The organism is Xanthovirga aplysinae (assembly GCF_009711365.1).
GTDB lineage: Bacteria > Bacteroidota > Bacteroidia > Cytophagales > Cyclobacteriaceae > Xanthovirga > Xanthovirga aplysinae.
Genome location: NZ_SMMB01001228.1, coordinates 1 through 13,014, shown reverse-complemented (window position 1 = coordinate 13,014; position 13,014 = coordinate 1). Strand labels below are relative to the sequence as shown.

10 protein-coding genes are annotated in these 13,014 nt (G+C 35.3%); 6 read left to right on the top strand and 4 right to left on the bottom strand.

Features of this window, described 5'->3' with window-relative positions:
* Positions 1-533 (top strand): hypothetical protein (locus E1171_RS17940; RefSeq protein ID WP_222931536.1); only part of this gene is annotated, 533 nt, incomplete at its 5' end.
* A gap of 7 nt (positions 534-540) precedes the next feature.
* Complete coding sequence (locus tag E1171_RS17935; protein ID WP_155207435.1) at positions 541-1,161, top strand: hypothetical protein; 621 nt, start codon at positions 541-543, stop codon at positions 1,159-1,161.
* A gap of 184 nt (positions 1,162-1,345) precedes the next feature.
* On the opposite strand, the gene E1171_RS17930 is transcribed toward E1171_RS17935, so the two are convergent.
* Positions 1,346-3,742, bottom strand: a complete 2,397-nt coding sequence (locus tag E1171_RS17930) for a TonB-dependent receptor (RefSeq protein ID WP_155207434.1) — start codon at positions 3,740-3,742, stop codon at positions 1,346-1,348.
* Between the two features lie 145 nt (positions 3,743-3,887).
* On the opposite strand from E1171_RS17930, the gene E1171_RS17925 reads away from it, so the two are divergent.
* Together E1171_RS17925 and E1171_RS24785 are read left to right on the top strand one after the other, a co-directional pair.
* Positions 3,888-5,567, top strand: coding sequence for a histidine kinase (locus E1171_RS17925; RefSeq protein ID WP_155207433.1), 1,680 nt, complete (start codon positions 3,888-3,890; stop codon positions 5,565-5,567).
* A gap of 5 nt (positions 5,568-5,572) precedes the next feature.
* On the top strand, positions 5,573-6,271 hold the full coding sequence (locus E1171_RS24785) for a LytTR family transcriptional regulator DNA-binding domain-containing protein (protein WP_187696526.1): 699 nt from the start codon (positions 5,573-5,575) through the stop codon (positions 6,269-6,271).
* Positions 6,272-6,399: 128 nt separating this feature from the next.
* Here E1171_RS24785 and floA read toward each other — a convergent pair whose 3' ends face one another.
* The 3 genes from floA to proS form a co-directional block, all read right to left on the bottom strand.
* Complete coding sequence (gene floA / locus E1171_RS17915) at positions 6,400-7,404, bottom strand: flotillin-like protein FloA (RefSeq protein ID WP_155207432.1); 1,005 nt, start codon at positions 7,402-7,404, stop codon at positions 6,400-6,402.
* Positions 7,401-7,883, bottom strand: a complete 483-nt coding sequence (locus E1171_RS17910; protein ID WP_155207431.1) for an NfeD family protein — start codon at positions 7,881-7,883, stop codon at positions 7,401-7,403. The genes floA and E1171_RS17910 overlap by 4 nt, the downstream gene beginning before the upstream one ends.
* Before the next feature lie 447 nt (positions 7,884-8,330).
* A complete protein-coding gene (proS, locus tag E1171_RS17905; RefSeq protein WP_155207430.1) occupies positions 8,331-9,806 on the bottom strand; it encodes a proline--tRNA ligase in 1,476 nt (491 codons plus the stop codon).
* 168 nt (positions 9,807-9,974) lie between these two features.
* On the opposite strand from proS, the gene E1171_RS17900 reads away from it, so the two are divergent.
* Both E1171_RS17900 and E1171_RS17895 read left to right on the top strand, forming a co-directional pair.
* Positions 9,975-10,976 carry a hypothetical protein gene (locus tag E1171_RS17900; protein ID WP_155207429.1) on the top strand — a complete coding sequence of 334 codons (1,002 nt, stop codon included), beginning with the start codon at positions 9,975-9,977 and terminating at the stop codon, positions 10,974-10,976.
* 30 nt (positions 10,977-11,006) lie between these two features.
* On the top strand, positions 11,007-12,488 hold the full coding sequence (locus E1171_RS17895) for an OmpP1/FadL family transporter (protein ID WP_155207428.1): 1,482 nt from the start codon (positions 11,007-11,009) through the stop codon (positions 12,486-12,488).
* The last annotated feature ends 526 nt before the right edge of the window (positions 12,489-13,014 follow it).

Sequence of the window (13,014 nt, the reverse complement as noted above, 5' to 3'; positions counted from 1 at the left end):
ATGTCGAGAATATCTTTATGGTGGGAGTACATTCTATGTTACAAAGTGATTCAATTTGTCTTGCCGGCAGTAGTCTTGAAAAAGTTAAAAAAGATGGTGCTTTATTAAGGGAACAAACAAAATTAGTTGCTGGAATTAAAAGTGATCAATATTATAAAGTGGCTAAATTTGATGGTTCAGGTCATTTTGGTACGCAACTAGGAGGTCAAAGAGCAAAAGGAGAAATGTGGAAACAAGCTTTAGAAGTTTGGAAATGGAATAATGAGTATAGTGCTACGTGGGAAATGGCATTTAATGAACTAACTTGGACAGTTAGATCTGTAACTGTAAAATATAGGTATGTTGTTACTTCGGATGGAAAAATTACTATAAATTATTGGTTTAGCGATGTACTAGATTTACGTCCAAGTTGGGGAGATAGATCTCTGGAGTACAATGCTATTTGTTTTGTACTTGGATTCTTATACCATGATGTACTTGGAGGTAGTGATGAATTAAAAGTAAAAGCCTACTGGAGTACATCATTAAATTAAATAGAGAATGAAATCATTTATAGTAGGTACACTACTTCTTTTATCTATTTTTTGTATCCAATCGTGTGGTTCCCGAACAGCACTTGAAGATGTTGACCTCTTTTATACTAATAAGAACTATGGACAGTTTTTCCTTACACCTTTAATAAAACCAATAAAACTACGTGGTGATTATGGTATTTGGTACTTAGAAACTCCACACTCTTTTAATTATAGAATTAGTATTGATTCCTTAATTGAAATAGGAGTAGATAAGGAATGTGTGTATGGAAAAATCAATCAAAAAAAGTGGTATATAAAAGATTATTCTAATAAAGACTTTGTATATGCTAGAAAAGATGGTGGTACAATTACGCTAAAAGAAAAAAGGGATTCAAAAGGAGAACCACGTTTATTCCCTATTGATAGTGTTAGCAATACATTTCTATTACCAGAGCGTTGGTTTGTTCTTAATGCAAAAGATAGTAGTACAGAAGTCTTTTTTGATGAGAAAAACTATAAGGAATATTTAAATAAGAAAGGGCTATCAGGTAAAATGTATAAAATAGATAGTTTGCATAAAGAATTTAAAAAAACAGGCGTACTTGAGTATTTTCCAGATAGCATTAAAACAAAATTGAGAAAATAAGCAAAAACGCAAAACCATAAAAATTTGAATAGTGGCTATTACACATATGTGGACTTGCCACAAAATAGTGGACTATTGGTAAATTCAGGTGTAATATTCTGGAATAGTTAAGAGTGTATAAATTCCACAAATTTCACTCTTAACTATTTCACTTAACTACTAACTACTATTTGTTCTGGGTTTTTTAATTTCTATTCCTTCGTCGTGAAGTTCTACTTTCAAAAGCCGTCTTTCCATCAAATCTATATGAAAAACTAAGAGAATACCTGGCCGCATTACGACTTCTTATTTGACTGACAAAGAAGTTATCTCCGGTGGTTTCACTTTTTGTTTTTCGAGTATTAAAAATATTACTGGCTCTAAAACTTAGATTTCCTTTATTATCGAACATTTTTTTACTTAAACCCGCATTTAAATACCAAATAGGCTTCTGAAAAGTAATTGCAGTACTTGTGGCTCCTCTATAATTTAATCTAGTTTGAAAAGAAAGACTTTTACCCATCTTTACAGAAGTTTCTAATGAAGAAAACCATGTACTGTCATCATTGTCCAATTCTCGATCATTAAGCATTCCCTTTTGCCAAAATCTAAAGGCGTTAAAATCACCATTGAAACTAAGCCATTTTAAAGGAGCAACCGAAGCTGAAAACTCAAATCCTAATCTTTTTTCTAAGTCCAGATTAACTATAGTACTTTCAAAAACACCTGCATCATTTTGAAGAGTATTCCAAATTGTTGTATTAGTTGTGTATGAATAATAAAAAGTTGGATTAAAGGTGATAAATGGACCGTTTTGTAATAGGGAAAATTCTATAATATCTGTATATGCAGGTTTCAATGTAGGATTTCCAAAAAAACGTGTATTAAAATCTTCAATCTCAGAGAAGGGATTTAACTGCCATAAAGAAGGCCTATTAATTCGATGACTATAACTAAGGCCCATATTTGTTTTTTCGCTTAAAGAATAACCCAAATTTAATGTAGGAAATAGGTTTGTATATTCATTTCTTACCTTCAGATTATCCCCAGTTCCTTCTACATTAGTTATGGTAGCTTCCATGCGTAAACCTAACAAATAATTAAATTTGCCTTTTTTATTGCCAAATTGTGCATATGCGGCTATTATTTGTTCGTCGTATCGAATGGAATTATCAAAACCATCCATGATTTTATAGGTACCATTAAGCAGTTCTTTGGCTTCAAAACTACCGGTCACTCGTCTGTTTTCTAATTTACCCCCTAATTCCAGTTTGGAATTCTCTCCCAATGGAGTTACATAATCAGATTGGATGGCAATATCATTGTTTTTATCGATAGAAGTAGTTTTCAGATTAAAAATGGATTCTTGAATGGGTTGTGTTTTCCTTGTGAGAACATCCCATTTCATCGTACTATTCCAAAAATCGTATTGTAAATCAAAAGTTAATTTTCTGCCTTCTTTATTAAAGGTCCTGGTATAATTCATTTCAAGTTGATTGTACGACCGTTGTTCTTTGGAATTTCCGTCTGTAACTAAAGTGCTATCCAAGCTTTCATGAGTAGTAGTATACTTATAAATAAAATCTGTTACATCGGTATCTTTTGTTTCGTTTCTATAAAATGCCATTGTAATTGAATTCTTATTATTTATATAATAATCAGAACCAAAATAATAAAACCTTCCATCGTCATGTCTATGTTGATCTTGTACCATTTCCAGGAAAATAGGCTCTCCATTTTTGGTAGAAGTTTGATTTCTGGAATAGTCCCCTTCATAATCCGTATATCGAATACCAACTGTACCAAACCAATTGAATTTGTTGGTCTTATAACTTAAACTCCCTATGGTATTATAATCGGCAGGGCTACCCCCCCTGGCACTTATATGGCCCGTTAATCCACCTTTTACATTCTTTTTTAATATGATATTAATTATCCCTGAAGAACCTGTAGCTTCGTATCGTGCAGATGGGACAGTTATCACTTCTACTCTATCCACATTTTCTGAAGGGATTTGCTCCATGGCCTGAGCAGAGGTTAAACCCGAACGTTTGCCATTAATCAAAATAGTGACATTGGTATTTCCCCTTAAACTTACTGTTCCTGATGGGTCAACTGAAACAGAAGGTACATTTTCCAAAACCTCAGAAACTGTAGTACTTTGTGATAATACGTCTTTATCTACCCTGAACACTTTTTTATCTAGTCGTAAAGAAACCTGAGGAATATCTCCGGTTATTTCAACCCCTTCCATTAAGGTCGAATCTTCTTTCAAAAAAATAGTCTCTAAACGCTTTTTTTGTCTATTGTTTTTAAATTCAATAGCCTGTGAATACTTCTCAAACCCAGTGTAACTTATTTCCAATGTAAAATTTCCAACCGGAACGGCTACCAGGTTAAAAATTCCATTTTCATCAGTGATTACACCTTGAATTAATTTTTGCTCTCCATTTTTAAGCACTACAGAGGCAAAGGGTAGTCCTTCTCCTGTGGTTTTTTCTACAACTTTTCCTGAAATGGATGCATTTCCTTTTTGTGTTTGCTGTGCCCAAGAAAGGGTAAGGGGTAAGAAGGCGATTAGGCTTATAAAAAGGTGTTTCATGATTAGATTATTAATTGTTTTAGGTAAAGATGGCAGCTCTTGGTTAGCTTGACAATGGATTACTTGCCAACTGCTCTATACCTAAATGAACCGCTCTAAGAAGTTTTAATTTTTAGTTAATTTTACCCAACACAATGGATTCACCATGATTTTTAAGAATTTACGCCTTATTCTTTTACTATTTCTTGCGTTTAGTATTACTTCTTGTCATCATAAAAAAGTCTATGAGGATATGGGCACTCTATATAAAGTTGGAGATCAACAGGAGTGGGCAGCAATTAATTTTAATGACCAAAACTGGGAAGATCGGTTAGACCTTAAAGGAGGAGAAGTTTTTTGGTCCAGGACTAAAATAATGATAAAAGAAAGCCCTCAAGAGTTTCAATGTTATGGTGTGTATTTTTTTAATGCCTCTGGGGAGTATGAAGTTTATTGGGACGGTGTGCCTATTGGAAGAAACGGAAACCCCGGAAAAGAGAAAGCCATTGGTCCTACTGGAAGCATGTGGAGAGTTTATAAAATTCCTTTTGAACTTACCACTGAAGGAGAACACTTACTAGCGCTAAGAAAAAGTCTTTACTATTATCCAAACCACATTTACTTTCACACACTAATACAAGATTATGAATATCTATTAGAGTCGCCCTTGCTCTACACTGCTTTTATGCATATTACTGCCGGAGCATTTCTAATTGCTGCCATTTATTTCTTTTTCCTTTTCTTAGGGAACAAAAAGGAAAAACCAACTCTAATCTTCAGTATTAGCTGCTTTTTGTTTTTTGCTTTAATTATAATGGAATTCATAAGAACCTATGTTCCCATACATTATAGTCAGCACCATATTCGAATGGAAATTATAGCTTATCTTACTTTCTTTATATCGATATTGATACCCCTTTATTTTTCTTTGCAATTCAAATACGCGGGATTAAAACCTATTTTTATAATTTATTTGGTTTTTCTTTTATACATTTTCTACAGAGAACACGGATCATTTGACTATACATCCAAAATGATGGCAATTACCTCATGGTGCTTTTCATTTGGCATAGTAATTTGGGGCGTTTACAATAAATACAAGGGAGCAATTACTATTCTCATTACAATGATAATATGTGCTATCATATTTAAGCTTACCTATTTTGATACAAGTCTTTTCGCAGGCTTCAGTGCTATCCTTTTAGGAATGTTTTATATACTGTCAGTAAAAGCAAAAGAACAGCGTCTAGCCTATGAAAACTCATTAGTGCAATCCACCCGATTACGGTTAGAATTACTAAAAAAGAATATACAGCCTCATTTTTTAATGAATAGCCTGACTTCCTTAATAGATTGGGTGGAAGAATCTCCTAAAAAAGGGGTGTTTTTTATTGAAGCACTCGCAAGAGAATTTGATTTATTTAACCAAATAGAAAGTAAAACCATAATTCCTGTCGGGTTGGAATTAGAACTTTGTCGTACCCATTTAGAGATTATGAAATATAGAAAGGAAATTAATTATGTTTGGGAAGAAGAAGGGATAAATGAGAAAGAACAAATTCCACCTGCTACCATACATACACTTTTAGAAAACGGAATAACCCATTGCGCCCCTCTTTCGGATAATACTATTAAATTCAAGTTAGTATTTGAAGAAAAAGGTAGTCATAAATCCTATACTTTTCTAACCTTTGGTAAGCTTAGAAATACTTCCAAAGAAACAAAAGGTGGGACGGGGTTAAAATATGTAAAGGCCAGACTTGAGGAAAGTTACGGTTCTAATTGGAGTTTCTCTTCAAGAAGCACTTCTGATGGTTGGGAAAACATCATTAACATATATAATTAACATCCGTGCATATCCTTATTATTGAAGACGAAACAAGAATTGCCAAGCGAATAGAACGCATGACCCGAGATTTTTTTTCGGAGAATTTAACTTCCTTACACCGTGTAGATGAATTAAGTGAGGCTTTAGAATTTATTAAAAAACAGCCCTTGGATGTAGTGCTTTTGGATTTAAACCTAAATGGTGAAAATGGTTTTGATATCCTTAGTAAGGCAGTATCAGAATCCTTCCATACGGTTATTATTTCAGCTCATAAAGATCGAGCAATTTCTGCATTTGAATATGGTGTTTTAGATTTTGTCCCTAAACCCTTTAATCAAGCCAGGCTCGACCAGGCTTTTAATAAAGTGCTGCTTAATGAAAAAACAACCGAGGGAAATATTCAACTATTGGCCGTAAAAAAGAAAGGTGGAATACAACTCATTTCAATTGATGAATTACAATATGTAAAAGGAGCAGGAGTCTACACAGAACTATATTTAAGGAACGGTAAAAAAGAACTACACGACAAATCACTTGAAAAACTAGAACAATTGCTTCCACACACTTTTGAACGGATTCACAAATCTTATTTGGTGAAAATGTCTGAGGTAGAAAATATTATTGTAAGATCAGGTAGCAAATATATAGCTTCACTAAAAAATGGTGAAATGCTTCCTATTGGACGAACAAAGTATAAAAGTATTAAAGAGAAATGGTTGTGAAGGAGGGTTTGCCGGGTTGTAAATTTGGAAAACTTGTTTTTGGCCCTCTATTTTTTTGTATCTCAAAGTTAAAAAGAAAGAGTGAAGAGTGAATCCTTGTCTGAAATTTCACTCTTCACTTCAAAAAATTATTTCTTAGGCTTATCTCCCTTACCAGTCCCTGGTGATTTTGTAGGTTTGGTTCCAGAAATTGCTTCCCGCATATCCGTATCCGCCTGTATATTTTTCATTTTATAATAATCCATGATACCAAGATTTCCAGATCTAAAGGCTTCAGCCATCGCTTTAGGAACTTCTGCTTCCGCCTCAATTACTTTGGCACGGGCTTCCTGAGCTTTCGCTTTCATTTCTTGTTCTTGAGCAACAGCCATGGCACGTCTTTCTTCTGCTTTTGCTTCTGCAACTCTTAAATCGGCAGCAGCTTGGTCAGTTTGTAGTTTGGCACCAATATTTTCTCCTACGTCAACATCTGCAATATCAATGGAAAGAATTTCGAAAGCAGTACCAGCGTCCAGGCCTCTTTCCAATACTAGTTTAGAAATCTTATCAGGGTTCGCCAATACATCTTTATGACTGTCCGCGGAACCAATTGATGTTACAATCCCCTCTCCTACCCGAGCTAAAATGGTTTCTTCTCCGGCTCCACCTACTAATTGTTGAATATTAGCCCGAACCGTTACTCTTGCTTTTGTGACCAACTGAATACCATCAGCGGCGACAGCCGCCACATTTGGTGTATTGATCACTTTAGGATTTACTGAAATTTGAACCGCCTCAAAAACATCACGGCCAGCAAGGTCAATCGCTGTTGCTTGTTTAAAAGACAGTGTTATGTTGGCTTTATCGGCCGAAATCATTGCGCTTACTACATTTGCAACGTTACCACCCGCCAAGTAATGCGTTTCCAGATCGGAAGTACTCACTTCAAGGCCTGCTTTTGTAGCTGTAATCTGAGCTTGAATAATTACTCCCGGTGGCACCTTTCGGATGCGCATAAACACCAATTCTATGAGGTTTACCCTTACACCTGAAAAAATAGCAGTGATCCAGAGGTTAATGGGAACAAAATATAAAAAGACAAAAAAGGCAATGATAATTGCCACAATCATAATCATGAGGGGTATTCCAGTCATGTGTTTATTTGGTTAGTAGGTTCTACATATATGGTATTAATCTCAATTTTGGTGATTTTTATTTTTTGGCCTGCTTTCAAAAAATAACCATCTGTTTTTACTTCGTATAAACGATCATTAAACTCTGCTTTTCCTATTGGTCTAAGTGCGGAAACCGCAGTCCCTTCTTCTCCAATTTGAAGACTCTCTGCAAGATCTTCATTTACTTTTTGCTCCATTTGATTCTTTAAGGCAAAACGTTTCCACATTTTGGACCGAAAACTAATAATAAGGAAAAAAAGTGAAAGAAGCCCTGTAATAGAGAGGGTGATAAAACCTGCTTGGGCCCCAAAGTCTTTAAATACCAGATAAACTCCACTTCCTGTAACCAAAAGGCCTAATATGCCTACTAAGGTTGTTCCAGGAATAAAAATGAGTTCAACGATAATTAGGGATAAACCTATTATGATAAGAGTAATGACTAATAGCCATTCGAGCATAGCAAAACAATTATTTCAATTACTAACAAAAATTCAATTGCCAAAGTCTGGGAAGGAAGATTTAACTCCTATTAATATATTGCCTTCCAAGACTTAGGATTTCAAGATAATTAATAATAACTAATTTCTATATTTAATAGCATTAAAATAACCACAGAATAGGGTTTGAAAATTTTTGAGTGCAACAATGTTTTTTGAAAATGGTTGAAAATCAATAGATTTTCTGCTTTTTTAAGGGGTGTTTTTTTAGAAAAGATGTTTTTTTGGAGGAGGGTAAAATAAGTCGAAAGGGAATAAGTAGAAGCCTTATTCCCTTTCAGGATTCAAAATTAACGAACACAAATTTTAAGCTCGTAAATAATAATTTCTAATTTATCGATAGAAATTATTAGATGAATATCAGTTTTTTTCTTGGAAAAGGTCTAGTTCTTTAAAATGAACTAACTTTTAATAAGCTCGAGCAAAAATAACTCGTTGTTTGGAAGGTTTTCCCGAATAAACGCATTTTCCTTCCTCCAATTCGCCATCTAAAGGAATACAACGAATAGTGGCTTTGGTTTCCGTTTTAATTTTGTCTTCTGTTTCAGCCGTTCCATCCCAGTGTGCAAGCACAAAACCGCCTTCATTTTCCATTATTTCCTTAAATTCCTCCCAGCTATCTACGGTATTGGTATGGTCTTCACGGAATTTAATAGAAGATTCATAAATATTATGCTGGATATCGGTCATTAACTCTAAAATGCCCGTTTCTATACCATTAATCTGATAGGTTTCTTTGGTCTTGCTGTCCCTTCGAGCTACCTCTACAGTATCATTCTCTAGATCTCTTGGCCCAATAGCAATTCGAACAGGGACGCCTTTCAATTCCCATTCAGCAAATTTAAAACCTGGCTTATGGGTATCCCGGTCATCATATCTTACCGAAATTCCTTTAGCTTCTAGGCGTTTTTTAATTTCTTCTGCACGCAAGGAAATTGCTTTAAATTGCTCTTCTCCTTTAAAAATCGGAACAATTACAACCTGAATTGGTGCTAGATTTGGAGGTAATACCAAGCCATCATCATCGGAGTGGGACATAATAAGAGCTCCCATTAATCGGGTACTTACTCCCCAAGAGGTGCCCCAAACCAGGTCTTGTTTCCCTTCTTTATTGGTGAACTTTACATCAAATGCTTTTGCAAAGTTTTGCCCTAAAAAGTGGGATGTTCCTGCTTGAAGAGCCTTTCCATCTTGCATTAAAGCCTCAATGCAGTAGGTTTCTTCAGCACCTGCAAATCGTTCACTCTCGGTTTTGATTCCTTTAATTACCGGAACGCCCATATAGTTTTCCACAAAATCGGCGTATATATCCATCATTTGTACAGTTTCATCAATAGCTTCTTGCTTTGTGGCATGAGCCGTGTGGCCTTCTTGCCATAAAAATTCTGCTGTACGTAAAAAAAGTCGCGTCCTCATTTCCCATCGTACTACGTTAGCCCATTGATTGACCAATACAGGCAAATCGCGGTAAGATTGGATCCAATTTTTATAGGTGTTCCAAATGACGGTTTCGGAAGTAGGTCTTACTATAAGCTCTTCTTCAAGTTTGGCTTCCGGATCTACAACTACTCCTGTACCATCCTCAGCATTTTTCAAACGATAATGAGTTACCACCGCACACTCCTTTGCAAAACCCTCAACATGGTCTGCTTCCTTGCTTAAATACGATTTTGGAATAAAAAGAGGGAAATAGGCATTGCTATGCCCACTGTCTTTAAACATTTTGTCCAAAATGTTCTGCATCTTTTCCCAAATTGCATATCCATAAGGCTTAATTACCATACATCCTCTTACTGCAGAATTCTCTGCCAAATCTGCTTTCTTAACTAATTCATTGTACCATAATGAATAGTCTTCATTTCTTTTTGGTAGGCCCTTGCTCATTTCTGTTTAAACGTGTATATTGCCAAAGAATTTGGTATAATTTTTGAGATAATTTCTTACATGTTAAATCTTTGCCAGAGGCAAAAAACTGTATTTTTGCAGCATCCATAACCTGGTTTCTCCGTATTAAGAATAAGATTACTGTACTGACAGCCAAATATAGATAATATGATGAAACAACTTTCCCCTTTTAAAAAAATTATTTTTTTGACTTCCATGGTTTTTGTAGGCTGTACGCCTATAAATTTTAGTCAAAGCAGTGGTGAGTACGATGACCTTTATTACACTTCAAGTGACCGTGCAGAGGAAAGACAGGCAAGAATGGATCAATATAATGAGCGGTTTTCTGAAGAGGGTTTTGAAGGGGCCGATCAAGAATATTCGGAAGATGAGGCAAATTATGATGTAGATATTACATCAGCAGACGAAGGGTTTGATGCCTTTGATGGGTATTACTATTCAGCAAATGGTTATCCTTATGATCCTTTTTTTGATGGGCCAAGAATGGGGTTGACTTTTGGTTATTCTCCTTTTTACGGTTCTTCTTTCTCGTGGGGTTATCGTTATGGATGGAATTCCGGATTTTATGATCCTTATTTTGGATGGTATGATCCTTTCTGGGGTTCGCCTTATTATGGATTTGGCTATCCTTATTATAGTTATCGTTATGGTTATCCATACTATGGGTATCCTTATGAACGATATGCTTGGAATAACTGGTATCGCTATAGTGATAGATACGCTGGAAGGAGCGTTGTGAGAGGATCAAGGTCAGTTAATCGGTCATCTAATGTAAATAGGGCAGTGCGCTCAAGCAGAAGTAGTAATGTGACAAGGAGTCAAAGCTCGACTTCAAGAAGTTCGGTAAAGGTAAATAGTAGTTCATCCCGTTCCAGGGTTAGGGCTACCACTTCCAATAACTCTACAAATCGAGTTCAACCTTCTTCAACAAGCAGAAACCGTGTTGTTCGACCCTCAAGAAGTTCAAATTCTTCAACAAGCAGATCTACTCAAAGGGTGAGATCAAATTCAAATAGTAGTCGAAGTTCTTTTAATAGAAGCTCCTCAAGCTTCAATAATTCTTCCAGAAGTTCGTCGGGAAGTTCCCGCTCTTTTTCTAGCGGAAGCTCTATGAGGTCTTCTTCAAATGGAAACAGAGGAAGAAGGTAGATGTTTCTCAACTTTTAAATCATTTTGCGAATGAAATACAAATTCGGATTTTTTGCAGTACTTGGTGTAATTTTTTTTGTTGCGAACCAAGCGAAGGCACAATATGAGGATCAAGCAGCTTTATTTGGTCAGTCATTAAATGGAGGGAGTGCTCGTATTCAAGGTATGGGTGGGGCTCAAATTTCAATTGGAGGAGATTTAAGTTCGATTCAGTCCAATCCTGCCGGCTTAGGGTTTTATAATCGCTCCGAATTTAGCATAACTCCAACCCTAGGTGTAAATAGTAGTAACACAAATTATTTTGGGAATAAAACTTATGCTGACAATAGTTCTGGGTTAGACTTAGGGAATGTATCCATTGTTTTTAATAATAGTCGAGATAATGGAGGACCATGGAGAGGCGGATCATTTGGTATAAGTTATAATCAGACTAATAATTTTTATAATCGATTTTCTTATTCTGGTATTAACCCCCAAAATTCTATTGCCGACTTTTTTGCTCAACAGTCTAATGGATGGACAGAAGATCAAATCCGTAATGGACAGGCTGACTTAATATGGGCTGCATATGAGAATTATTTAATAAATCCAGTAGATGGAGAGGATGCTTTGTGGGGAAGAACTGGGGAAATTGAAGGAAAGTCTCTTCAGGAGGAAACGGTAACAACTAGGGGTAGCCAATCTCAGTGGAATTTTTCTTATGGAGGAAATTATGATGATAAAATATTTTTTGGAGCTGGAATAGGGATTACTTCAATTAATTATCGACAAGATAAAAGTTTTGATGAGTATTTTGATGAAGGGTCATTGGCAAGAAATTTCTTGGATGAGTCAACCATTGTTAATGGAACAGGAATTAATGCAACTTTAGGGGTAATTGTTAAGCCTACCGATAATTTGAATATTGGAGTTTCCCTTGTTACGCCAACATATTATAATATGTCAGATCAGTATTTTGCCACTTTAGGTTCGGATTATTTGGAAACCAATGACGCAGATGCAGATTCTTTTACCACTGATACCGATATCTTTGTTTCAGATTATCGCTACCGGACACCTGCAAAAGTAAGTGGAGGTCTTTCTTATTTTATTGGTAAAGTAGGTTTTATTACGGCCGATATAGATTATGTGGATTATTCTTCAATGCGATATAGTTCTGATGATTTCTCGGTAAGTGATTATAACCAAAATATTCAGGATATTTTCCGCCCAGCAGTAAATATTCGCTTAGGAGGTGAGGCAAGATTGAATATGTTCCGTTTACGGGCTGGTTTTGCAAATTATGGTACTCCTTATGAGAATTCAGAAATTCTTTCTGATCGTCAGGCATACTCTCTTGGTGGAGGAATTAAGGTACGAGAGAAATATGTTGATTTAGCACTTGTACAAAGTCGTTATAAATCTACTTATAACCCTTATTTTGTGGAGGGAAATGAAGTTGGTGATACACCCGTAGCCAGTGTTAAAAATGTGGATACCCAATTGGTGTTAACTTTTGGTTGGTATTTTTAATCTTTAAGGCTAAATTTTCCAAAAATAACGCACAAATTTCCAAAATTGTGCGTTATTTTTTTGTGCTCCCTTTTTTTCAAACTTATAGATTGTAATCTAATAACAAGCGCGGACAGAGTAGGAATTAGGCCAATAGTTTTGGTTAAATTTTAGGCATTTAAAGGAATTAAATAAGCGTTTGTTTTGTTTTATATTATTAAGGAAAAGAATTTGAAATTATAAAGGGGTTATAATTCAGAAGGTTATTAAAAAGTACATTAAAAAGGGGTAAAAAAGTAGGTGTTGTGGTTTGTAACTTATAAAAAACCTCTTACCTTTGCATTCCCCAATCGGAAAAGTTCATCAAAAGTGATGAAGAGTAGCTAAAGGGATTTGAAATATTGTAGATTGGTTTATTTCCGGTTTTGAATGAATGAAAAATAAATTCAAAAAAGTTTTGGAAGTTAAAAATCAATCCTGCATCTTTGCACTCCCTTAACGAAACAAAGGGAAAACAAAACAAGAAAAACAGCTTATAGAGTTAAGC